The organism is Modestobacter sp. SYSU DS0875 (assembly GCF_054050915.1).
Genome location: NZ_JBJHAH010000037.1, coordinates 15,218 through 37,439, shown reverse-complemented (window position 1 = coordinate 37,439; position 22,222 = coordinate 15,218). Strand labels below are relative to the sequence as shown.

The 22,222-nt window shown below is 73.7% G+C and carries 24 protein-coding genes; 16 read left to right on the top strand and 8 right to left on the bottom strand.

Annotated features, from left to right (window positions below):
• Nucleotides 1–110 precede the first annotated feature (110 nt).
• Nucleotides 111–1,292, bottom strand: coding sequence for a zinc-dependent alcohol dehydrogenase (locus ACI79Y_RS17650; protein ID WP_457159741.1), 1,182 nt, complete (start codon nucleotides 1,290–1,292; stop codon nucleotides 111–113).
• A 310-nt stretch (nucleotides 1,293–1,602) separates the two neighbouring features.
• Here ACI79Y_RS17650 and ACI79Y_RS17645 point away from each other — a divergent pair, with 310 nt between their 5' ends.
• Together ACI79Y_RS17645 and ACI79Y_RS17640 are read left to right on the top strand one after the other, a co-directional pair.
• Nucleotides 1,603–2,784, top strand: coding sequence for a M23 family metallopeptidase (locus ACI79Y_RS17645; RefSeq protein ID WP_457159740.1), 1,182 nt, complete (start codon nucleotides 1,603–1,605; stop codon nucleotides 2,782–2,784).
• A gap of 162 nt (nucleotides 2,785–2,946) precedes the next feature.
• A complete protein-coding gene (locus ACI79Y_RS17640; protein ID WP_457159739.1) occupies nucleotides 2,947–3,831 on the top strand; it encodes a cation diffusion facilitator family transporter in 885 nt (294 codons plus the stop codon).
• Nucleotides 3,832–3,886: 55 nt separating this feature from the next.
• Here ACI79Y_RS17640 and ACI79Y_RS17635 read toward each other — a convergent pair whose 3' ends face one another.
• A complete protein-coding gene (locus ACI79Y_RS17635) occupies nucleotides 3,887–5,434 on the bottom strand; it encodes an MFS transporter (protein ID WP_457159738.1) in 1,548 nt (515 codons plus the stop codon).
• A gap of 79 nt (nucleotides 5,435–5,513) precedes the next feature.
• Here ACI79Y_RS17635 and ACI79Y_RS17630 point away from each other — a divergent pair, with 79 nt between their 5' ends.
• Both ACI79Y_RS17630 and ACI79Y_RS17625 read left to right on the top strand, forming a co-directional pair.
• A complete protein-coding gene (locus ACI79Y_RS17630; RefSeq protein WP_457159737.1) occupies nucleotides 5,514–6,029 on the top strand; it encodes a metallophosphoesterase family protein in 516 nt (171 codons plus the stop codon).
• A 26-nt stretch (nucleotides 6,030–6,055) separates the two neighbouring features.
• Nucleotides 6,056–6,874 (top strand): putative RNA methyltransferase, encoded by an 819-nt coding sequence (locus tag ACI79Y_RS17625; RefSeq protein WP_457159742.1) that lies wholly within the window; start codon nucleotides 6,056–6,058, stop codon nucleotides 6,872–6,874.
• 137 nt (nucleotides 6,875–7,011) lie between these two features.
• Here the strand turns inward: ACI79Y_RS17625 and ACI79Y_RS17620 are convergent, their stop codons facing one another.
• The gene (locus ACI79Y_RS17620) at nucleotides 7,012–7,290 is read right to left on the bottom strand and encodes a GlsB/YeaQ/YmgE family stress response membrane protein (RefSeq protein ID WP_457159736.1); all 279 of its coding nucleotides are present in this window, start codon (nucleotides 7,288–7,290) and stop codon (nucleotides 7,012–7,014) included.
• A gap of 310 nt (nucleotides 7,291–7,600) precedes the next feature.
• Between ACI79Y_RS17620 and ctaD the strand changes: the two genes are divergently transcribed.
• Nucleotides 7,601–9,367 (top strand): aa3-type cytochrome oxidase subunit I, encoded by a 1,767-nt coding sequence (gene ctaD / locus ACI79Y_RS17615; RefSeq protein WP_457159735.1) that lies wholly within the window; start codon nucleotides 7,601–7,603, stop codon nucleotides 9,365–9,367.
• 166 nt (nucleotides 9,368–9,533) lie between these two features.
• Nucleotides 9,534–10,775 carry a phosphoserine phosphatase SerB gene (gene serB / locus ACI79Y_RS17610; protein ID WP_457159734.1) on the top strand — a complete coding sequence of 414 codons (1,242 nt, stop codon included), beginning with the start codon at nucleotides 9,534–9,536 and terminating at the stop codon, nucleotides 10,773–10,775.
• A gap of 173 nt (nucleotides 10,776–10,948) precedes the next feature.
• Here serB and ACI79Y_RS17605 read toward each other — a convergent pair whose 3' ends face one another.
• Together ACI79Y_RS17605 and ACI79Y_RS17600 are read right to left on the bottom strand one after the other, a co-directional pair.
• Nucleotides 10,949–11,518 carry a nicotinamidase gene (locus ACI79Y_RS17605; protein ID WP_457159733.1) on the bottom strand — a complete coding sequence of 190 codons (570 nt, stop codon included), beginning with the start codon at nucleotides 11,516–11,518 and terminating at the stop codon, nucleotides 10,949–10,951.
• 92 nt (nucleotides 11,519–11,610) lie between these two features.
• The gene (locus ACI79Y_RS17600) at nucleotides 11,611–12,906 is read right to left on the bottom strand and encodes a nicotinate phosphoribosyltransferase (RefSeq protein WP_457159732.1); all 1,296 of its coding nucleotides are present in this window, start codon (nucleotides 12,904–12,906) and stop codon (nucleotides 11,611–11,613) included.
• A gap of 78 nt (nucleotides 12,907–12,984) precedes the next feature.
• Between ACI79Y_RS17600 and clpS the strand changes: the two genes are divergently transcribed.
• Together clpS and ACI79Y_RS17590 are read left to right on the top strand one after the other, a co-directional pair.
• A complete protein-coding gene (clpS, locus tag ACI79Y_RS17595; RefSeq protein ID WP_457082138.1) occupies nucleotides 12,985–13,281 on the top strand; it encodes an ATP-dependent Clp protease adapter ClpS in 297 nt (98 codons plus the stop codon).
• Nucleotides 13,278–13,775, top strand: coding sequence for a DUF2017 family protein (locus ACI79Y_RS17590; protein ID WP_457159731.1), 498 nt, complete (start codon nucleotides 13,278–13,280; stop codon nucleotides 13,773–13,775). The genes clpS and ACI79Y_RS17590 overlap by 4 nt, the downstream gene beginning before the upstream one ends.
• On the opposite strand, the gene ACI79Y_RS17585 is transcribed toward ACI79Y_RS17590, so the two are convergent.
• A complete protein-coding gene (locus ACI79Y_RS17585; RefSeq protein WP_457082143.1) occupies nucleotides 13,714–14,067 on the bottom strand; it encodes a hypothetical protein in 354 nt (117 codons plus the stop codon). The two genes, ACI79Y_RS17590 and ACI79Y_RS17585, sit on opposite strands and share 62 nt — an antisense overlap.
• A gap of 113 nt (nucleotides 14,068–14,180) precedes the next feature.
• On the opposite strand from ACI79Y_RS17585, the gene ACI79Y_RS17580 reads away from it, so the two are divergent.
• The 8 genes from ACI79Y_RS17580 (at nucleotide 14,181) to ACI79Y_RS17545 (ending at nucleotide 20,000) form a co-directional block, all read left to right on the top strand.
• The gene (locus ACI79Y_RS17580) at nucleotides 14,181–14,615 is read left to right on the top strand and encodes a Mov34/MPN/PAD-1 family protein (RefSeq protein ID WP_457159730.1); all 435 of its coding nucleotides are present in this window, start codon (nucleotides 14,181–14,183) and stop codon (nucleotides 14,613–14,615) included.
• A 219-nt stretch (nucleotides 14,616–14,834) separates the two neighbouring features.
• Entirely contained in the window at nucleotides 14,835–15,113 is a 279-nt protein-coding gene (locus ACI79Y_RS17575; RefSeq protein ID WP_153360789.1) for a ubiquitin-like small modifier protein 1, read from the top strand.
• Between the two features lie 47 nt (nucleotides 15,114–15,160).
• The gene (locus ACI79Y_RS17570; protein ID WP_457082147.1) at nucleotides 15,161–16,111 is read left to right on the top strand and encodes a PLP-dependent cysteine synthase family protein; all 951 of its coding nucleotides are present in this window, start codon (nucleotides 15,161–15,163) and stop codon (nucleotides 16,109–16,111) included.
• Nucleotides 16,111–16,779 (top strand): HAD-IA family hydrolase, encoded by a 669-nt coding sequence (locus tag ACI79Y_RS17565; protein WP_457159729.1) that lies wholly within the window; start codon nucleotides 16,111–16,113, stop codon nucleotides 16,777–16,779. Before ACI79Y_RS17570 ends, ACI79Y_RS17565 begins: the two co-directional genes overlap by 1 nt.
• A 37-nt stretch (nucleotides 16,780–16,816) precedes the next feature.
• Entirely contained in the window at nucleotides 16,817–17,635 is an 819-nt protein-coding gene (gene murI / locus ACI79Y_RS17560) for a glutamate racemase (RefSeq protein WP_457159728.1), read from the top strand.
• Entirely contained in the window at nucleotides 17,632–18,372 is a 741-nt protein-coding gene (locus ACI79Y_RS17555) for an MBL fold metallo-hydrolase (RefSeq protein WP_457159727.1), read from the top strand. The genes murI and ACI79Y_RS17555 overlap by 4 nt, the downstream gene beginning before the upstream one ends.
• Nucleotides 18,373–18,443: 71 nt before the next feature.
• Complete coding sequence (locus ACI79Y_RS17550) at nucleotides 18,444–19,397, top strand: DNA polymerase domain-containing protein (RefSeq protein WP_457159726.1); 954 nt, start codon at nucleotides 18,444–18,446, stop codon at nucleotides 19,395–19,397.
• A gap of 120 nt (nucleotides 19,398–19,517) precedes the next feature.
• On the top strand, nucleotides 19,518–20,000 hold the full coding sequence (locus tag ACI79Y_RS17545) for a DUF4262 domain-containing protein (RefSeq protein WP_457159725.1): 483 nt from the start codon (nucleotides 19,518–19,520) through the stop codon (nucleotides 19,998–20,000).
• Nucleotides 20,001–20,126: 126 nt separating this feature from the next.
• On the opposite strand, the gene gndA is transcribed toward ACI79Y_RS17545, so the two are convergent.
• Together gndA and bcp are read right to left on the bottom strand one after the other, a co-directional pair.
• Complete coding sequence (gene gndA, locus ACI79Y_RS17540) at nucleotides 20,127–21,566, bottom strand: NADP-dependent phosphogluconate dehydrogenase (protein ID WP_457159724.1); 1,440 nt, start codon at nucleotides 21,564–21,566, stop codon at nucleotides 20,127–20,129.
• A 141-nt stretch (nucleotides 21,567–21,707) separates the two neighbouring features.
• Nucleotides 21,708–22,208 (bottom strand): thioredoxin-dependent thiol peroxidase, encoded by a 501-nt coding sequence (gene bcp / locus ACI79Y_RS17535; protein ID WP_457159723.1) that lies wholly within the window; start codon nucleotides 22,206–22,208, stop codon nucleotides 21,708–21,710.
• Nucleotides 22,209–22,222: the final 14 nt, after the last annotated feature.

Here is a 22,222-nt window from a genome sequence, read left to right as displayed (position 1 = left end):
CACCCCCCCCCCCCCCCCCCCCCCCCCCCCCCCCCCCCCCCCCCCGCCCCCCCCCCCCCCCCCCCCCCCCCCCCCCCCCCCCCCCCCCCCCCCGGAGCCGTCGCGCAGGGTCAGGGGGTGAGCAGCACCTTGACCGCGCCGTCCTGCTTCTGGCGGAAGGTCTCGTAGGCCTGCGGTGCCTGCTCCAGCGGTACGTGGTGGGTGGCGAAGGTGTCCACGCCCAGCGGGTCCGCGTCGGTGAGCAGCGGCAGGATGTCGGGCACCCAGCGCCACACGTTGGCCTGCCCCATGCGCAGCTGGAGCTGCTTGTCGAAGATGCGCATCAGCGGCAGCGGGTCGGTGGCCCCGCCGTAGACGCCGGAGATGGAGATGGTGCCGCCCCGGCGGACCGCCTCGATCGCGGTGTTCAGCGCAGCCAGCCGGTCGGCGCCGGCGACCTGCATGACCTTCTCCATGATCGCGTCGGGCACCAGGGCGCTGGCCTTCTGCGCGAGCCGGGCACCCGGCGAGCCGTGCGCCTCCATGCCGACGGCGTCGATGACCGCGTCCGGACCCCGCCCGTCGGTCTTGTCCCGCACCCAGGCCACCACGTCGCCCTGGTCGGTGGAGTCCAGCACGTCGATCCCGTTGGCCCGGGCCCGGGCCAGCCGCTCGGGCACCGAGTCGACGGCGTACACCGCGGCGGCGCCCAGGTGCTTGGCGATCCGGGTCGCCATGTCACCGATCGGGCCCAGGCCCAGCACCAGCACCGACCCGCCCGGCACGACGCCGGCGTACTGCACGGCCTGCCAGGCGGTGGGCAGCACGTCGGAGAGGTAGACGAAGCGGTCGTCGGCCGGGCCATCGGGCACCTTGATGGGCAGCGTGTTGCCGAAGGGGACCCGCAGGTACTCGGCCTGCCCGCCGGGCACCTGGCCGTAGAGCTTGGTGTAGCCGAACAGCGAGGCGCCGAAGCCCTGCTCGCGGTTCTGCGTGGTCTCGCACTGGCTCTGCAGGCCCTGGGAGCACATCCAGCAGGTGCCGCAGGAGATGTTGAACGGAACGACGACCCGGTCACCGGCCTTCAGCTCGGTGACCCCGGGACCGACCTCGCGCACGACCCCCATCGGCTCGTGGCCCAGGACGTCGCCGACCGTCATGAACGGGGCCATGACCTCGATCAGGTGGAGGTCCGAACCGCAGATCCCGCTGGAGGTGATCTCCACGATGACGTCGGTGGGCTCGCTGATGGTGGGGTCGGGGACGGTGTCCACCCGGACGTCGTCCCGGCCGTGCCAGGTCACTGCGCGCATGCGTGCACTCCTCGGGCTCGGGGGGCCGCTGGACCGGCCGCGAACGCGTCGGGACCCGGTCGAGGGCCGTGATGTCCCTCGCACCTACCCGTGACGGCGCGTTCGACTCATGACCCGCCAGCAGTCCTGACGTCACGGAGGGTGCACATTTGGCAGGCTTTGTTGTGACGCTGACCACTTGACCGCGTGTGCGTACCCCGTCGCGCACATCACGAACCGGTCACGGCGTGTTTACATGGGCGCCGCGCCTCGCCAGTCGGGTCCTCCGTCGGGCGGGGCGCTGCCCTGCCCCCGACGGAAGACTGGTGCTTTGGACCCGCACGACCTCGCCCGGCTCGACGACGACGGGACGATGCGCCGCAGCCGCATCGGCGCCGCCGGCAGCTCCACCGCCGGCCCGACGACCGTGAGCCCCGAGGCGTTCCTGGAGGCGCCCGTCCTCCGGCTCGTCCGCACCGCTGCCGCACCTCCCGTCCCGGCCTCTCTCGAGCTGGTGGCCCTGGGCCCCGGGCTCGAGATCTCCGCGGCCTCGGTGGCCGCCGACTGGCCGCTCCCGGTGTCGTCCGCCCGCCGGCCGTCGCCGGTGGAGGCCGGTGCGGCCGGGTTCGGCGCCTGGCCGCTGCCGGTGACGGCGGAGGTTGCCGACGACCGGGCCGCGGAGCAGTTCGCCGACGCGGTGGCCGGCCGGCCCGGATCGCACCTGGCGGCGCACGAGGTCGCCTCGGTCGTGACCGACGCCGTTGCCGCCGGTTGGCGGCCCCGACGCCTGCCGGAGCTGGCCCGGCGCCCCTCGCTGTACCTGGCCGCAGCGCTGGTCGGCGCCGCCGGTCTCGGCCTCACCGCGGCGGCCGACCCGACCGCCCAGGCCGCCGCGGTCGCCGAGCCGGTGAGCGTGGCGGAGGAGCTCGGGCTCGAGGCCTCCGATCGCCCCACGCTGAGCGGCGAGGCCGCCACCTCCCGGCTGCGGGACATGGTCGCCACCCGCGCCGAGCGCGAGGACGCCCAGGTCGCCGCTGCCCGGGCGCAGGCCGAGGCGGACCGGGTCGCCGCGGAGGCCGCCGCAGCCGCCGCGGCCGCGGCAGCCGAGGCGGCTCGCCCCAAGGCCGTGCTGCCCGTGCAGGGTGCGCGGCTGACCAGCGGTTTCGGCTACCGGTGGGGCACGCTGCACGCCGGGGTCGACTTCGCCGCGCCGCTCGGCACCCCCGAGTACGCCGTCATGGACGGCGTGGTGCTGCAGGCCGGGCCGGCCAGCGGGTACGGCCTGGCGGTCTACATCCAGCACCCCGACGGCGACGTCACCGTCTACGGCCACATGCAGGAGATCCTGGTCGCCGAGGGGCAGACCGTCCGGGCCGGCGACACCATCGCCCTGCTCGGCAACACCGGTCAGTCGACCGGGCCGCACCTGCACTTCGAGGTGCACCGCGGAGGGCTGGACGGGGAGAAGGTCGACCCGCTGCCCTGGCTGCGGGGCCACGGCGTCGACATCTGAGCAGCGGCCCCCTCGCCCCTGGCCGCTCGGCAGGGTCCTCCGGTGCTGGCGCGAACGCCTTACATGCGGGATGGTGCATGTGAGGCAGTTCGGTCGGTCGGGAGGACGTTGATGGGGCACGGGCACAGCCATGGGCACGCCCACGGGCACACGTCGGGCACCGTGTCGGCGGCGCACCGCGGCCGGCTGGTGCTGGTGCTGGCGTTCACCGGCAGCGTCTTCGTCGTCGAGGTCGTCGGCGCCCTCATCTCCGGCTCGCTGGCCCTGCTGGCCGACGCCGCTCACATGGCCACCGATGCGCTCGGCATCGGCATGGCGCTCGCGGCCGTCACTCTTGCGCAGCGGCCGGCCCGTGGCCGGCGCACCTTCGGGTTGCAGCGGCTCGAGGTGCTGGCCGCGGTCGGCAACGGCCTGTTGCTGCTGCTCGTCGGTGGCTACGTCGTCGTCGAGGCGGTGCGCCGGATCGGCAACCCACCGGAGATCCACTCGGGCTGGATGCTGGGCGTCGCGCTCGTCGGGCTGGCGGTCAACCTCGGCTCGCTCGCCCTGCTGCGCCGCGGTCAGGGGGAGTCGCTGAACACCCGCGGCGCCTACCTGGAGGTGCTGGGCGACGCACTCGGGTCGGTCGCGGTCATCGTCGCCGGCGTCGTCATCTGGACCACCGGCTGGACCGGCGCGGACGTCGTCGCCTCCTTCGCCGTCGGCGCGCTCGTGCTGCCGCGTGCCTGGTCGCTGCTGCGGGAGGCGCTGGACGTGCTGCTCGAGGCGGCCCCGCGGGGAGTCGACCTCGACGAGGTCCGCACCCACGTGCTGGGCGTGCCCGGCGTGCTGGAGGTGCACGACCTGCACGCCTGGACGATCACCTCCGGTCTGCCGGTGCTCTCCGCCCACGTCGTCGTCACCGACGACGTGCTCGCCGAGGGCCACGGTGGCCGGGTGCTCGACGCCCTGTGCGCCTGCCTGGGCGACCACTTCGACCTCGAGCACTGCACCTTCCAGCTGGAGGGTGCCGGGCACTCCGACCACGAGGCGCCCGTCCACGAATGACGACGGCGCCCGCCTCCTCAGGGAGACGGGCGCCGTCGCGTTCGGTCCGGTGGGATCAGCCGGCGTGGACGATCGCCTCCGGCCCGGTGGGCAGGTCCTCCTTGGTGGCCTTGATCAGCACCGCGGAGACCAGCGCACCGATGACCAGCAGCACCGAGGCCCAGGTGAACGCCGTGGTGTAGCCCTCGACCTGTGCGGTCAGGCCGACGGCCGGGTCGGTCGGGTCCTGCCCGGCGGTGGCCGCGTCGGTGACCGCCCGGGTGATCGCACCCACCGACAGCGTCGCGAGCAGCGCGGTGCCGATCGAGGCGCCCACCTGCTGCGTGGCGTTCAGCAGCGCGCTGGCCGCACCGGCGTCGTGCTCCCCGGCGCCGATCAGCGCCAGGTTGGACAGCGGCACGAAGGTGAAGCCCAGGCCCAGGCCCAGCAGCAGCTGGCCGGGGAAGGCCAGCGCCCAGAACGAGGTGTCCACGTCCAGGAAGGACATGGTGAACAGCCCGGCGGCGGCCAGCAGCCCGCCGGCGACCATGAGGGGCTTCGGACCCAACTTCGGCACCAGCCCGCTGGCCGCGCCCGCGGAGATGAGCACGCCCAGCGTGGTCGGCAGCGAGGCGAAGCCCGCCGCGACCGGCGTGTAGTCCAGCACCTGCTGGAAGTACAGGCTCAGGAAGAAGAACGCGCCGATGAGCCCGGCCCCGACGAGGGTGGAGGTGAGGTAGGCGCCACCGCGGTTCCGGTCCAGCACCAGCCGCATGGGCAGCAGCGGGTTGCGCACCCGCAGCTCCAGGACGACGAACGCGGCGACGAGCACCACGCCCACGGCGATGAACGTCAGCGCCGGTCCGTTGGTCCAGCCGCTCTCGGTGCTGCCGACGTCGGCGTTCGTCTGGGCGGCCTCCGCCACCCGGGTGAAGCCGTACACGAAGGAGGCCAGGCCCAGGGTGATCAGCACGGCGCCCGGGGTGTCGTAGCTGGTCTCACCGGGGGCCTTGCTCTCCGGGACCACCGGGATCGCCGCGACGATGGCGATGATCGCCACCGGCACGTTCACCCAGAAGCACCAGCGCCAGTCGGCGTACTCGGTGAGCACCCCGCCGAGCAGCAGCCCGACGGCCGAGCCGCCGCCGGCGATCGCGCCGTAGACGGCGAAGGCCTTGGCGCGCTCCTTGGCGTCGGTGAACAGCACCGTGATCAGCGCCAGGGACGCAGGCGCGAGCAGGGCGCCGAAGGCACCCTGCAGGGCGCGGGCGGCGAACAGCAGCTCCTCGTTGGGCGCGAAGCCGCCCAGGGCGGAGGCGACCGCGAAGCCGGCTGCGCCGACCAGGTAGGTGCGCTTGCGGCCCCAGAAGTCGGCGATCCGGCCGCCCAGCAGCAGGAAGCCGCCGAAGGTCAGGGTGTAGGCGGTGACGATCCACTGCTGGGACGCCGGGCTGATGTCCAGGTCGGTGGAGACCGCGGGCAGGGCGATGTTCACGATCGTCGCGTCGAGGATGACCATCAGGACGGTCACCGCGACGACTGCGAGGGCGAGCCACCGCTTCGGGTAGGGCTCGGAGTGCGGGGTGATCCCCACGTCCGCGGAGGTGGGGGAGGGGTCGCTCACGTCGTCGTTCCTCAATCGTTCGTGCCGGTCGGCCGATGCGTCGGCCGGTGGGAAGGTAGCGGGCTGCGACGATGCAGTCGTGGCGGTTTCCGTGGTGTTCATCTCTGACACCCACGTCCCGAAGCGCGCACGTGATCTGCCCCATTCCCTGTGGGCGGCGATCGAGGCGGCCGACGTCGTGGTGCACGCCGGTGACTGGGTGGACGTCGCCCTGCTGGACGAGCTGGAGCGGCGCAGCCGCCGGCTGGTGGGGGTGTACGGCAACAACGACCACGGCGTGCTGCGCGAGCGGCTGCCGGAGGTCGCCCGGGTGGAGCTGGCGGGTGTCCGCGTCGCCGTCGTGCACGAGACCGGCGACGCGAAGGGCCGCGAGCGCCGCTGCGCCGAGCGTTTCCCCGACGCCGACGTGCTCGTGTTCGGCCACAGCCACATCCCTTGGGACACCACCGCGGACACCGGCCTGCGCCTGCTGAACCCCGGTTCGCCCACCGACCGCCGGCGCCAGCCGTACGCCACCTACCTGACCGGGCTCGCCGAGGCCGGCCGGCTCACCGACGTGGTGCTCCACCGGCTCCCGCCGCGGACCCCGGCGTGACCCCGCCGCCGCTCCCCCCTGCGGCGGTGGCGCTGCTGGCCTGCCCGGTCTGCGGCGACCCGCTGCGGGAGGAGTCGGCCGGGTTGCGCTGCGGGCGGGGCCACGCGTTCGACCGGGCCCGACAGGGGCACGTCACCCTGCTGCCGGCCGGCGGATCGCCCCACTCCGGCGACTCGGCGGAGATGGTGGCCGACCGGGCCGGTTTCCTCGCCGCCGGCCACTACGCCGGCATCACCTCGGCGCTCGCGGACGCGGCCCTGACCGGACCACCCGTGCGCACTCTGCTCGACGCCGGTGGTGGCACCGGGGCGCACTTGGCCGGCGTGCTGGCGCGGGCCCCCGACGCCGTCGGCGTGGTGCTGGACGCCTCCCGGTACGCCGCCCGCCGGGCAGCCCGCGCACACCCCCGGGCACTGGCGGTCGTGGCCGACAGCTGGTCACGGTGGCCGGTGCGCGATGCGGCCGTCGACCGGGTGCTGGTGGTCTTCGCCCCGCGCAACGGTGCCGAGACGGCGCGGGTGCTCCGCCCCGGTGGCCGGCTGGTCGTGGTCACCCCCGCCGCCGAGCACCTGGCGTCACTGGTCGGGCCGCTGGGCCTGCTCACCGTCGATCCGGCGAAGGCCGACCGGCTGGTGGCGTCGCTCCAGCCGCACCTGCAGCCTGTCGCGACGACCCGGTACCGGCAGGAGCTGCTGCTCGACCACGCCGCGGTCCGCACGCTCGTCGGGATGGGACCGCACGCGCGGCACCTCGCACCCGGGGACCTCGCCCGGCGGGTGGCCGCGCTGCCCGAGCCGGTGCGGGTGCCGGTCGCCGTCGACGTGACCACGTGGACGGCCGGGTGACGGCCCCGTCGAGAGGCCCGGCCCGGCCCGAGCGTGGCAGGGGTGAGGAGGACGGGGCCCTCCATGCGACGAGGGCCCGGCCGCAGTGGCCGGGCCCTCGTCGTGAGGTGTGCTGCCCGCGTCGTCGCGGGCGGGCGTCAGCGGGTGACGCGGCGGTTCTTGCTGGTGGCGGCGACGTAGATGCCGAGCACCACGATGGCGCCGATGATGGAGCCGATCCAGCCCGCGGTGCCCAGTGCGAACTCACCGTCGAAGATGAGGCTGCCGAGCAGGTTGCCGACCAGCGAGCCGATGATGCCCAGCGCGATGGTGGCGACGAGCCCCATCGACTGCTTGCCCGGGATGACCGCGCGGGCGATGAAGCCGGCGACGGCGCCGATGACGATCAAGACGATGATGTTCCAGAGAACGTCCACATGAGCCTCCTACGCAGGACGGGTCCCCCCGTCGTGCGCTGGGCTGTCCAGCGCAAGATCATCAGTGCCCGTCGCGTCGATGCGTGAAACCAGCGGGCCGGTCGTGCCGGTGCCCGTTCACCCGGTCGGGTGACCCCCGCGCAGTTCAGTGGTGCGCTGCTGACCAGCAGGAACGCGACCGGGTCCATGGGGGGGCGGTGGCGAGGGTGATCGACACCGCCGAGCGGGCCCGGGGCACGGCGCCGCGGCGCGCCGCACCGAGTGCCTCTCCGGTCGCGTCGGCCGCGATGCGACCGTCTAAGCTCCGAGCGTGACGATCGCACCCGCCCCGATCGTGAGCCGGCCCAGTCCGGCCCACGAGGCCGAGAAGGGGTCGCGGCTCCTGGGTCTGCTGCGCACCACCGACCACAAGACCATCGGCCTGATGTACACCGTCACGGCGTTCATCTGGTTCTTCGTCGGTGGCTTCATGGCGCTGCTGATGCGTGGCGAGCTGGCCCGGCCCGAGCTGCAGTTCCTCTCGCCCGAGCAGTACAACCAGCTGGTCACGATGCACGGCACGATCATGCTGCTGTTCTTCGCGACGCCGATGTTCTTCGCCTTCGCGAACCTGATCATGCCGCTGCAACTCGGCGCTCCCGACGTGGCCTTCCCGCGGTTGAACGCCTTCTCGTACTGGCTGTTCCTGTTCGGGTCGACGCTCGCCGTCTCCGGCTTCCTCACCCCGGGTGGCGCCGCCGACTTCGGCTGGTACGCCTACACCCCGCTGTCGACCGGTGTGCACAGCCCGGGCGCCGGTGGCGACCTGTGGATCACCGGCCTCGCGGTCAGCGGTCTGGGCACCATCCTCGGTGGGGTCAACTTCATCGCCACCATCGTCTGCCTCCGCGCGCCGGGGCTGACGATGTTCCGGATGTCGATCTTCACCTGGGGTGCGCTGACCACCAGCATCCTGATCCTGCTCGCCTTCCCGATCCTGACCGCGGCGCTGTTCGCGCTGCTGGCCGACCGGCACCTGGGGGCGCAGGTCTACACGCCGGAGAACGGCGGGCCGATGCTGTGGCAGCACCTGTTCTGGTTCTTCGGGCACCCCGAGGTCTACATCATCGCGCTGCCGTTCTTCTCGATCATCAGCGAGGTCATCCCGGTCTTCAGCCGGAAGCCGCTGTTCGGCTACAAGGGCATGATCTTCGCCCTGATCGGGATCACCGCCCTGTCGCTGGCGGTGTGGGCGCACCACATGTTCGCCACCGGCGCGGTGCTGCTGCCCTTCTTCGCCTTCCTGACGTACCTGATCGCCATCCCCACCGGCATCAAGTTCTTCAACTGGATCGGCACCATGTGGCGGGGCCAGATCACCTTCGAGACGCCGATGCTGTTCTCGATGGGCTTCCTGATCACCTTCCTGCTCGGTGGTCTGACCGGCGTCCTGCTGGCCAGCCCGCCGCTGGACTGGCACGTGAACGACAGCTACTTCGTCGTCGCCCACTTCCACTACGTCGTCTTCGGCACCGTCGTGTTCGCCGCCTACGCGGGGCTGTACTTCTGGTTCCCGAAGATGTGCGGCCGGATGATGGACGAGCGGGTCGGCAAGCTGCACTTCTGGCTGACCTTCATCGGCTTCCACGCCACGTTCCTCATCCAGCACTGGCTGGGCAACGCGGGCATGCCCCGCCGCTACGCCGACTACCTGGGCACCGACGCCGGGGGCGCCTTCACCTGGATGCACACGATCTCCACGATCGGGTCGTTCATCCTCGGCGCCTCGGTGATCCCCTTCGTCTACAACGTCGTCAAGTCGTGGAAGCACGGCCGGCTGGCGCTGCGCGACGACCCCTGGGGCCACGGCAACTCGCTGGAGTGGGCCACCTCGTCCCCGCCTCCGCGGCACAACTTCGTCGAGATCCCGCGGATCCGCTCGGAGCGCCCGGCGTTCGAGCTGCACTACCCGCACCTGATCGAGCAGCTCGAGACCGAGAAGCACGCCGGCAAGCGGCACGAGCCGTACGCCGGGGTCAGCAACGTGGGCCTCACCGGCGGCAAGCGCGAGGGCGAGCGCGACACCGACTTCACCTGATGGAGGACCCGGTCCTCCTCATCCCTCGCACGCTCGGGACGAGCTTCTGGACGGGGCCGGGAAAGACCGCATGAACGACGACGCCCCGTCGGCCTTCGGGCCGGCGGGGCGTCGGCGTTCCGGGGGACCACGCAGCGCGGCGGGGACCATCCGGCACGATGACCGCGTGACCGACCGAGCCGCTGCCCCCGTGCTGCCCGAGGCCTCCCCGGACACCCGTCCCGGGGCGCTGCTGACCGTCACCGGCGCGGACCGCCCCGGGGTCACCGCCGCGCTCTTCGCCGCGCTGGCCGAGCTCGGCACCCCGGTCGAGGTCGTCGACGTCGAGCAGGTCGTGGTGCACGGCCAGCTCGTGCTCGGCGTGTTCGTCGGGGCTCCCGGCGGAGCTGCGGACCCCCACCAGCTGGCCGACCGGATCCGCCCGCTGGCCGACCGGGTGGCGGCACAGACCGGGGTGCAGATCACCGTCGAACCCTCGGGTGGCGCGGGCACCGGCTCCCGGGCCGCCCGCCACCACGTCACCGTGCTCGGCCGCCCGGTGCCGCCGGCCGCCGTCGCCGGCGCCGCCCGGGCCATCGCCGGCGTCGGGGGCAACATCGAGGCCATCCGCAGGCTGTCTGACTACCCGGTGACCAGCTTCGAGCTGACCGTCTCCGGTGGCGAGCCGACCGAACTGCGCACCGCGCTGGCCACCGTGGCCGCCGAGACCGGCACCGACGTCGCCGTCGAGCGGATCGGGCTGGCCCGCCGCAGCAAGCGGCTGATCGTGCTCGACGTCGACTCCACGCTGGTCCGCGGCGAGGTCATCGACGAGCTCGCGGCCCGCGCCGGCCGTGCTGCCGAGGTCGCCCGGATCACCGCCGCCGCGATGAACGGCGAACTGGACTTCGAGCAGTCCCTCCGGGCCCGGGTGGCCGTGCTGGCCGGGCTGCCGGCCGGCGTGCTCGACGAGGTGCGCGAGCACCTCGTGCTCACCCCCGGCGCGCGCACGCTCATCCGCACGCTGCAACGGCTCGGTTTCCGCTGCGGGATCGTCAGCGGTGGCTTCAGCCAGATCACCGACCCGCTGGCCGAGTCCCTCGGGCTGGACTTCGCCGCCGCCAACACCCTCGAGGTCGCCGACGGCCGGCTCACCGGCGGGCTGGTCGGCGAGGTCGTCGACCGGGCGGGGAAGGCGCGGGCGCTGGCCCGGTTCGCCGCCGAGCACGGCATCCCACTGGAGCAGACCGTCGCCGTCGGCGACGGCGCGAACGACCTGGACATGCTCAACGCCGCCGGCCTGGGCATCGCCTTCAACGCCAAGCCGTTCGTCCGCGAGCAGGCGCACGCCGCGCTCAACCAGCCCTACCTGGACGCCGTGCTCCAGGTGCTCGGCTTCACCCGCGACGAGGTGCTGGACGCGGTGTGATCTGTCGTCCTACCGGACGACACCGCGGCCAGGGGGCGTGCCCCTGGTGCGCTGAGCCGTTGCCCGCATCCTGGTCGGGAGCCTCCGGCCCCGCGACCGGGATCCGGATGCGGCGTTGCCGCAGTGGTCCGTACCGGTGGTCGCGTTCGTCGTGGTCACGTCGGGTGCCTGGCTCAGGCGGGGCGGTGGACCTCACCCTCGAGGTGGACGCCGGCGGTGCGCAGCTGCTCGAGGGCGGCCTCGGTACTGGCCGGCGAGACGCCGGCGGTCAGGTCGAGCAGCACGCGGGTGCGGAACCCGGCGGCGACGGCGTCCAGCGCGGTGGCCCGCACGCAGTGGTCGGTGGCGATGCCGACCACGTCCACCTCGTCGACGTCGTGCGCCCGCAGCCAGTCGGCCAGTCCCGCGCCGTCGCTGGTGCCCTCGAAGCCCGAGTAGGCCGCGGCGTACTCGCCCTTGTCGAACACCGCCTCGATCGGCCGGCGGTCCAGCCGGGGGTGCAGCTCGACGCCGGGGGTGCCGACCACGCAGTGCGGCGGCCAGGTCTCCAGGAAGTCCGGCTGCTCGGCGAAGTGGTTCCCCGGGTCGACGTGGTGGTCGCGGGTGGCGACGACGTGCGCGTAACCGGCCTGCGCCATGTGCACGCTCACCGCCTGCGCGACCGCCTGCCCACCGCTGACCGCGAGGCTGCCGCCCTCGCAGAAGTCGTTCTGCACGTCCACGACGACCAGAGCTCGTGTCATCCCCCCATCCTGCCCTGGCGACGTGATGGAGCGGCCACCGTGCAGGGGCCCGCCACGAGCCTGCGAGTGGTGGGGGGCACGGTGGTCCTTCTTCAGTCGGTGACGGTGTCGACCGCCGGCTCACCGCGCATCAGCGAGAGGGCCTCGGTCGGCAGGGTCTCGCGCAGCGCACGGTGCCGGTCGCGGGCCGCGGCCAGCGCCTCGGCGGGGGAGCGGTGGTCGACCAGCTCGCCCCGCCGCACCAGCGGCACCAGCAGGTCGCGGTCGCCGTCGCGGGGGGTGACCGGGCCTGCGCTGACCACCTCGGCGGTCGCCGTCCCGTCGGCGTCGTGCCGGCGGACGGCGTGCTTGCGGCCACCCACCGACCGCTTCCCCTCGGAGTTCTTCGCCACCGGGACGCCGTCCCGCTCCACGAGCTTGTAGACCATCCCGACGGTGGGGGAGCCCGACCCGGTCACCAGCGAGGTGCCCACGCCGTACCCGTCGACCGGGGCGGCCGCGAGCGCGGCGATCGCGTACTCGTCCAGGTCGCTGGTGACGATCACCTTCGTCTCCGTCGCGCCCAGGGAGTCCAGCAGCGCCCGGGCTCGGGTGGCCTGCACCGTGAGGTCGCCGGAGTCCAGCCGGACGGCGCCCAGCCCGGGTCCGGCCACGTCGATGGCCGTGCGGATGCCCTGCTCGACGTCGTAGGTGTCGACCAGGAGGGTGGTGCCGACGCCGAGGGCGTCCAGCTGCGCGCGGAACGCGGCGGCCTCGTCGTCGTGCAGCAGGGTGAACGCGTGGGCGCTGGTGCCGGTGGTGGGGATGCCGTAGCGGGCGCCGGCGGCGAGGTTCGACGTCGCGGCGAAGCCGACCAGCGCGGCGGCCCGGGCGGCCGCGACCGCGGCCTCCTCGTGGGTGCGCCGGGAGCCCATCTCGATGCAGGGCCGCCCGCACGCCGCGCCGACCATCCGGGCGCCGGCGGAGGCGATCGCGCTGTCGTGGTTGAGGATCGACAGCGCCAGCGTCTCCAGGAGCACCGCCTCGCCGAACGGCGCCCGCACGGTGAGCACCGGGGAGCCGGGGAAGTACAGGTCACCCTCGGCGTAGCCGTCGATGTCCCCGGTGAACCGGAAGTCGGCCAGCCAGGCCAGCAGCCGCGGGTCGTCGACCCCCTGGGCGCGGACCGCCGCCAGCTCGGCGTCGCCGAACCGGAAGCCGGCCAGCATCTCCAGCAGCCGGCCGGTGCCCGCGACCACGCCGTACCGCCGTCCGTGCGGCAGCCGGCGGGCGAACACCTCGAACACGCAGTCGCGCTGGGCCGTGCCGTCGGCCAGGGCGGCGGCCAGCATCGTGAGCTCGTAGCGGTCGGTGAGCAGCGCAGGGCTCAGCTCCGGGGGCGGCGGCATGGACAGGCACGATAGGTGCCGGGGGCCCGGGGCGCTCCCCGGCGTCGTCCGGCAGCGGCATCGTCCTAGAGTGGCGTCGTGGCCGGACCGCTCGCTCCTGAACGGGTCCCCGGGGCCACGGCGGAGACCGTGGCCGAGGTCGACCGCCCCTGGGTAACGATCGTCTGGGACGACCCGGTCAACCTGATGACCTACGTGACCTTCGTGCTCCAGGAGCTCTTCGGCTACGACGAGGCGACGGCGACGGAGCTGATGCTGCAGGTGCACCACGAGGGCAAGGCGATCGTCAGCTCCGGCCCGCGGGAGCGGATGGAGCACGACACCAACCGACTGCACGCCTACGGGCTGTGGGCGACCTACCAGCGGGACGCATGAAGCCCTTCCGTCGCAAGGGGGACGAGGTCGTGGCCCGGCTGGTCGACGCCGAGGCCGGCATCGTCACGCTGCTGCTGGACCAGCTGGAGCAGCTGCTGGCGGCCGACCGTGCCGACACCGGCGGCGACCCGGTGGTCGAGCGGCTGCTCCCGCCGGGCAACGTCGACGACCCGGAGATCGCCGCGGACTACCGGGACCTCACCGAGACGGCCCTGCGCGCCGGCAAGGCCGACGACCTGGCCACCGTCCGTGCCACCCTGCCACCGGACGGCGGGGAGGTCCGGCTGGACGCCGAGCAGGCCCGCGCCTGGCTGCGCACCACCAACGACCTGCGCCTCGCGCTGGGCACCCGGCTGGGGATCACCGCCGACACCGAGCCGCCGGAGGACGCCGGCGGCGAGGAGGAGCAGCAGCTGGCGGTCTACTACTGGCTCACCGCCGTGCAGGGTTCCCTCGTCGACGCGCTGGTGGCCGGGTCAGGCGGCCGACGGTAGCCAGCACCAGCAGCGCCACGAGCAGGTCGGCGACGAAAAAGACGTAGACCAGGCTGTGCACCTGCACGTCCTGGGCGATCGCACCGATGCAGGCCACCAGGGTGACCGCGGAGAGCGCGGCCAGCAGGAGCAGGCCGACCAGCCGCCCGAGCACCACCAGGACCAGCTCGATCCGGTCGCTGCGCTCGTCGGTCGCCCGCCCGCTGCGGTGCAGCAGCCGCATGCTGCCGAGGACCAGCGCCGGCAGGGGGACGAGCACCACCCCGACCACCATCAGCACCTCGATCACCACGGACGTGGACGTTAGCGGTCGGCCACCCGCACGGCACAGTCCGTTCCCCTGTCGGTCACCCCGGAGCGGGGGGCCGGGAGCCCGGCCGGGGCCGTCGGCCTAGGATGGCCGGCGTGCTGCGCATCGACCGCGCGACCTACGACGCCATCGTGGCCCACGCCCGGACGGACCACCCGGACGAGGCCTGTGGCGTCGTGGCCGGCCCCGAGGGCTCCGACCGCCCCGAGCGGCACATCCCGATGCTCAACGCGGCGCGCTCGCCGACGTTCTACGAGTTCGACAGCGGCGACCTGCTGAAGCTGTACCGGGAGATGGACGACCGCGACGAGGTCCCCGTCGTCATCTACCACTCGCACACCGCCACCGAGGCCCGCCCCTCGCGCACCGACATCAGCTACGCCTCCGAGCCCGAGGCGCACTACGTGCTGGTCTCCACCCGCGAGCACGGTGCGCAGACCGGGCTGGCCGGCGACGACGTCGAGTTCCGCAGCTTCCGCATCGTCGACGGCCAGGTCACCGAGGAGGACGTCGAGGTGGTCGGCCCGTGACCGTCGAGTCCTGCCTGTTCGGCCACTCGCCGACCGTCGTCGTCTACGAGTAGAGGAAGGACCCCGTCCTCCCCACCCTTCGCAAGCTCAGGGCGGGACCCGGGATGGGGCCGACGCGGCCGGCGGAATCGCTGGCCGCACAGCGGCGTTCCCCCAGCAGTCGTCCTTGCGCGCCCTGCGCGCCCCCTGTGTCAACCCGCGAGAAGGAGTTCCCCTGCCATGGCCATCGAGGTCCGGATCCCGACCATCCTGCGCACCCACACCGGCGGCAACAAGACCGTCGAGGGGTCCGGCGACACCCTCGGTGCGCTCGTCGACGACCTCGACTCGCAGCACCCCGGCCTCAAGGGCCGCCTGGTGACCGAGGAGGGCAAGCTGCACCGCTTCGTCAACGTCTACGTCAACGACGAGGACGTGCGCTTCACCGGTGCGCTGGACACCGCCGTCAAGGACGGCGACTCGGTGACGATCCTCCCGGCGGTCGCCGGCGGCTGCTGAGCGGCGCCATCGCCCAGCTCCCCACCCCGTCTCCCGGAAGAGTCCCCATGGCCCGCTTCTCCTCCCTCGTCGAGAGCCTCGGCAACACCCCGCTGGTCGGGCTGCCGCGGCTGTCGCCCACCGCCGACGTCCGGCTGTGGGCGAAGCTCGAGGACCACAACCCCACCGGGTCGATCAAGGACCGGGCCGCCATCTCGATGATCGAGGCGGCGGAGAAGGAGGGGAAGCTGCGGCCGGGGGCGACCATCCTGGAGCCCACCAGCGGCAACACCGGGATCTCCCTGGCGATGGTGGCCCGGCAGCGTGGGTACAAGCTGATCTGCGTCATGCCGGAGAACACCTCGATCGAGCGGCGCCAGCTGCTGGAGATGTACGGCGCGCAGATCATCAGCTCGCCGGCCGCCGGCGGCAGCAACCAGGCCGTCGCCGTCGCCAAGGGCCTGGCCGCCGAGCACGACGACTGGGTGATGCTCTACCAGTACGGCAACCCGGCCAACGCCGAGGCGCACTACACCGGCACCGGCCCGGAGATCCTCGCCGACCTGCCCTCGATCACGCACTTCGTCGCCGGCCTGGGCACCACCGGCACCCTGATGGGCGTCTCCCGCTTCCTGCGGGAGCAGAAGCCCGGTGTCCAGGTGATCGCCGCCGAGCCGCGCTACGGGGAGCTCGTCTACGGGCTGCGCAACATCGACGAGGGGTTCATCCCCGAGCTCTACGACCCCGAGCTGCTCGACGGCCGCTTCTCCGTCGGCCCGGACGACGCGGTGCACCGCACCCGCCAGCTGGTCGAGAAGGAGGGGATCTTCGCCGGCATCTCCACCGGCGCGATCCTGCACGCCGCGCTCGGTGTCGCCGACAAGGAGGTCGCGGCCGGCCGCCGGGCCGACATCGTCTTCGTCGTCTGCGACGGCGGCTGGAAGTACCTCTCCACCGGCGCCTACGCCGGCACCCTCGAGGAGGCCACCGCCGCGCTGGACGGGCAGCTCTGGGCCTGATGGCGGATCCGCGGGACGCCCTGACCCTGCCCGCGCGCGGGCTGCTCTTCGACAACGACGGCGTGCTCGTCGACTCCGAGGTCAGCGTCGTCACCTCGTGGCGGCGCTGGGCGGAGGACCTGGGGCTCGACCCGGACGAGGTCATGGCCGCCGTCCCCGGCCGTCGCGCTGCGGACACCGTGGCACTGTTCGTGCCGGCCGACCAGGTCGCCGCGGCGGTGGCCACCGTCACCCGCCTCGAGCTGGAGGGCGCGGGGAGCACCGCGGCGGTACCCGGGGTGCTGGACCTGGTGCCGCAGCTGACCGGCGTCGCCTGGGCGGTGGTCACCTCCGGCGTCCACGAACTCGCCACCGCCCGGCTGCGTGGCGCCGGGGTCGCCCTGCCCGACGTGCTCGTCACCGCGGAGGACGTCGCCGCGGGCAAGCCCGACCCCGAGCCCTACCTCACCGGGGCGGCGCGGCTGGGCATCGACCCCGCCGAGCTGATCGTGCTGGAGGACAGCCCCAGCGGCGTGGCCGCCGGCCTCGCCGCCGGGTGCACCGTCCTCGGCATCGGCGAGCCGGCGCTGCAGACCGCGGCGACCGCCGTCGTCCGGGACCTGACCGGAGCCCGCTGGACCGGCGACGGGCTGCGGCTGCCCGGCGACGCGCTGCTGCGGCGGCCCTGACCGGCCCGTCGGTGCCGGCGGCTAGCCTGACTGCGCCATGAGGACCGCTGCCCCCGCCGACGCCCCGATCGGCATCTTCGACTCGGGGGTGGGTGGGCTCACCGTCGCGCGGGCGGTGCTCGACCAGCTCCCGCACGAGGCCATCCGCTACGTCGGCGACACCGCGCACGGGCCCTACGGCCCCCTGCCGATCGCCGACGTGCGCCGGCACTCCCTCGCGGTGATGGACGACCTGGTCGAGGCCGGCGTGAAGATGCTCGTCGTCGCCTGCAACTCCGCCAGCGCCGCCTGTCTGCGCGACGCCCGGGAGCGTTACGACGTCCCGGTCGTGGAGGTCGTGCTGCCGGCCGTCCGCCGCGCCACCGCCGCCACCCGCAACGGTCGGATCGGCGTCATCGGCACCCAGGCGACCATCACCAGCGGCGCCTACGAGGACGCGTTCGCCGCCGCCCCGCAGCTCACCGTCACCAGCGCCGCCTGCCCCAGCTTCGTCGACTTCGTGGAGCGCGGCGTCACCAGCGGCCGGCAGCTGGTCGGCCTCGCGCAGTCCTACCTCGACCCGCTGCTGGCCGCCGGGGTCGACACCGTGGTGCTCGGCTGCACCCACTACCCACTGCTCACCGGCGTGCTGTCGCTGGTGCTCGGCGAGGAGGTCACGCTGGTGTCCAGTGCCGAGGAGACCGCCAAGGACGTGTACCGGGTGCTCACCCGCACCGACCTGCTGCGCGACCCCGAGGGGCCGCCGCCGGAGCACCGGTTCCTGGCCACCGGCGACCCGGAGCCCTTCGCCCGGCTCGGGCGGCGTTTCCTCGGTCCCGAGGTGGAGACCGTGGTCCGGGCCGGGGAGGCCGCGTGAGGCTCACCGTCATCGGCTGCGCCGGGAGCGCACCCGGCCCGGCCTCACCGGCCTCCTGCTACCTGGTCGAGCACGACGAGTTCGTGCTGCTGCTCGACCTGGGCAACGGGTCGTTCGGCTCCCTGCTGGCGCTCCGCGACCCGACGGAGGTCGACGCCGTCTACCTGTCGCACCTGCACGCCGACCACTGCCTGGACGCCGCGCCGTTCATCGTCTGGCACCGCTACTCCGGGCAGTCCGACGGCCGGGCCGTACCGCTGTACGCGCCGGTCGGCGCCGACCGGCGGCTGGCCGCGGCCTACGACGCCGACGGCGGTCCCATCGACGACGTCTTCGACGTCACGCCCGTCGGCCCGGGCAGCTGGACGATCGGGCCGTTCGAGGTGACGACGGCGCGCACCGCCCACCCGGTGGAGTGCTATGCGGTGCGGCTGACCGCGGGTGGCCGCTCGCTGGTCTACACCGGCGACACCGGCCCGTCCGAGGCGGTGGTGGAGCTGGCCCGCGGCGCCGACGTGCTGCTGGCCGAGGCCGCCTACGCCGAGGGCCCCGACCTGCCCCCCGGGCTGCACCTCACCGGCCGGCAGGCCGGCGAGCACGCGGCCGCGGCCGGGGTGGGGCGGCTGCTGGTCACCCACGTGCCCGCCTGGGTCGACGCCGACGCGCAGCTGGCCGCCGCCCGGTCGGTCTTCCCGAACAGCGAGCTCGCCCGGCACGCCGCCGTCCACGACATATAGGACCCCCTTGCAGGGGCCGCGTCCGGTAGCCGTGAGTTGCTCCGTGTCCCGCCACGCGGCACGGTGACGGGATGGCCGAGGAGGACCGGGACGGCGTCCGGCTGAGCAGCCTGGACTCCCCGCTGGGCGACGGGCTCGAGGTGACCAAGCGCGATCTGGTCGACCACTACGACGCCTTCGCCGACCGGCTCGTCCCGCTGCTGAGCGGCCGGCCCCTGACCATCAAGCGAGTGCGGCCCGGTGCAGCTCCCTTCATCCAGCGCGACGTCCCCAAGGGCGCGCCGGACTGGGTGCGCACCGTGCCGACCTGGTCCGACCGTGCCCGCCGCGAGGTGCACCAGGTGCTGTGCGAGGACCGGCGCACGCTGCTGTGGCTGGCCAACCAGCGGGCGGTGGAGCTGCACGTGCCCTTCGGCCGGGTGGGGGAGGAGGAGCCCACCGGGCTGGTGCTCGACCTGGACCCGCCGGACGGCGCCGACTTGGCCGCCGTGGTCACCGTGGCGCGGCTGGCCCGGCGTGCGCTGGCCGACGCCGGGCTGGCGGGTGCGGTGAAGACCAGCGGCTCCACCGGGCTGCACGTCGTCGTCCCGGTGCAGGGCTCCCCGCCGGAGGACGTCGCCGCGGCCACCCGGGCGCTCGCGGCGCGCACCGAGCGGCTCGACCCGGCGGTGGCGACCACCGCCTACGTCGTCGCCGAACGCGGTGGGCGGGTGTTCGTCGACTCGACCCGCTCCGGGCGGGGCACGGTCGCGGTCGCCTACAGCCCGCGGGCGCGGCCGGGCCTGCCGGTGTCGACGCCGGTCGCCTGGGACGACCTGGACGACGTACGGCCCGGGGAGGTCACCGTGCGCACCGCTCGGCAGCGGATCGGGGACGGCGACCCGTGGGCGGCCGCGCTGCCGGGGCCACAGGAGCTGCCGGCGGACCTGGTGGCCGAGGGCCACACCATCCCGGTGGCCCGGGTCGCTGCGATGCACGAGGGGAAGCGCCGGGCCCGCGCGAAGACTGCCGGGACCGGAAGCTGACCGCTCGACCCGTAGCGCGCCGGCAGCCGTGGGCGCCGACCGTCGTCCCCAGATCGGGCGCGGTCCACAGATCCGGGCGGGCACGCCGGTCGCGCCGGGCGGCCCGCCAAGGTCATCGGTGTGACCGATCCACGGATGACGGCCTGGCTCGACCAGGAGGACACCCATCTCGCCCAGTTGATCCGCAGCCATCGCTGGGTCGTGCAGTACGTCTTCCCCGACGAGGACTCCGATTCGGTGCCCTTCGGCTACACGGTCGGGTTGTTCGGGCTCGGCCACCCGGAGCTGGTGGTGGTCGGACTCGGCCACGACAACACGCACGCGATGCTGCAGCGGGTGGCCGGCCTCGTCGCCGACGGGCGCGACCTGGTGCCCGGGGAGCTGCTCACGTTCCCCGACCGGCCCGACGGTCTGGTCGTCGAGGAGGTGCCCAACCCCGGGGAGGTGCTCTTCGTCGCCAACCGCCACTACCGGCGCCCCGACGAGGCGTCCGTGCCCGCCTTCCAGCTCACCTGGCAGCACCCCGACGGCACCTTCCCCTGGGACCCGGCGTACCCGTGCGGCCCGGACTGCCAGCCCCGGCCCGGCACCTGGCGGGCGTGACCCCGGTGCCCGCGCCCCAGCACGGTGGCGGACCACGGCGACGTCGGTCAGAGCGTGACCTGCGGTGGGCGGCAGTGCCCGGTCGTCGGGGCAGCCCGCACGCTGGACACCCCGACGACCGCGCACTCAGGAGGTGCTCACCTCGCGGCCGTCCTCGCCCCACATCGTGTGGAACGAGCCCTCGGCGTCCACCCGCCGGTAGGTGTGCGCGCCGAACAGGTCGCGCAGACCCTGGATCAGCGCCGCCGGGAGCCGCTCGGCCCGCAGCCCGTCGTAGTAGGCCAGCGCGCTGGCGAACCCGGGCACCGGCACCCCGTGCCGGGCGGCGCCGGCGACGACCTGCCGCCACGCCTCCTGGCCCTCGCTGACCGCACCGCGGAAGTAGTCGTTGGTCAGCAGGGTCGTGACGTCGGGCTCGTCGGTGTACACCTGCGCGATCCGGTCGAGGAACTTCGCGCGGATGATGCAGCCGCCCCGCCAGATCCTGGCCAGCGCGGCGCGGTCGATGTCCCAGCCGTGCTGGTCGGCGCCGGCGGTGATCTGGTCGAACCCCTGCGCGTAGGCGACCACCTTCGACGCGTAGAGCGCCTGCCGCACCGACTCGATGAACGCGTCCCGGTCGGCGACCTGCTCGTCCCACTCCCGGCCCGGACCGGGGAGCACCCGCTGGGCGGCCTGCCGCTGCTCGCGGTGGCCGGAGAGCGCCCGGGCGAACACCGCCTCGGCGATGCCGCTCACCGGAACCCCCAGGTCGAGCGCCGACTGCACGGTCCAGCGCCCGGTGCCCTTCTGCTCGGCCTCGTCCAGCACGACGTCGACGAACGGCTTCCCCGTCCGGGCATCGGTGTGCCGCAGCACCTCGGCGGTGATCTCGATCAGGTAGCTGTCCAGGTCACCCTCGTTCCACGAGGCGAAGACGTCACCGATCTCGGCGGGCGAGAGCTGGAGCCCCTGGCGCAGCAGGTCGTAGGCCTCGGCGATCAGCTGCATGTCGGCGTACTCGATGCCGTTGTGCACCATCTTCACGAAGTGGCCGGCGCCGCTCTCGCCGACGTGGGTGCAGCACGGCTCACCGTCGACGACGGCGGCGATCGACTCCAGCAGCGGGCCGACGAGCCGGTAGGCCTCGGGCGAGCCGCCGGGCATGATGCTCGGCCCGTTGAGCGCGCCCTCCTCGCCGCCGCTGATCCCGGTGCCGACGAAGTGGATGCCCTGGGCGCTGAGCGCCTCGGTGCGGCGGATGGTGTCGGTGAACCGGGCGTTGCCGCCGTCCATCAGCACGTCGCCCGCCTCCAGCAGGGGGGCGATCTCGTCGATCACGGCGTCGGTGGCCGCACCGGCCTGCACCATGATGATCACCTTGCGCGGGCGCTGCAGGGCTCCGACGAACTCGGCCATCGAGCCGGTGGGCACGAAGTCGCCCTCGCTGCCGTGCTGCTCGACGAGGGCGTCGGTGCGCCCTCTGCTGCGGTTGTGCAGCACCACCTGGTGGCCGTGCCGGGCCAGGTTGCGGGCCAGGTTCGCGCCCATGACAGCCAGCCCGGTGACGCCGATCTGATCGCTCATGCGCGGAACCCTGCCGCATCGGACCGGTCGCTGCCAGGCCCTACCAGGCCCTGCCAGGCCCTGCCAGGCCCCCGGCCCCTGCCGGGCGGCCCCGTCCAGCGGCTCGCCCCGAGCCTGCGAGGGGTGAGGGGGACGGAGTCCTTACGCGATGCCGAGGTCGCGGCGCAGCTTGGCCACGTGCCCGGTCGCCTTCACGTTGTACGCGGCGTTCTCGATCCGCCCGTCGGCGTCGACGACGAAGGTCGAGCGGATCACCCCGACGACCTCCTTGCCGTACAGCTTCTTCGGGCCGTAGGCGCCGTAGGCGGTGAGGACCTGCTTCTCCGGATCGGACAGCAGGGTGATCGACAGCGACTCCTGCTCACGGAAGCGGTGCAGCTTCTCCGGGGCGTCGGGGGAGATGCCGATGATCTCCAGCCCCGCCTCGGCCAGGTCGCCGGCGGCGGCGGTGAAGTCGACGGCCTGGGTGGTGCAGCCGGGGGTCAGCGCCGCCGGATAGCAGTACACGATGACCCGACGGCCGCGGTAGGACGCCAGCGACACCGGGGTGCCGTCGGCGTCGGGGAGGGTGAACTCCGGCGCCGGGTCACCGGGCGCGAGGCGGACGGGGGCGACGTCGGTGACGGGGCCGGTCTCGGTCATGCTGCGCATCGTGC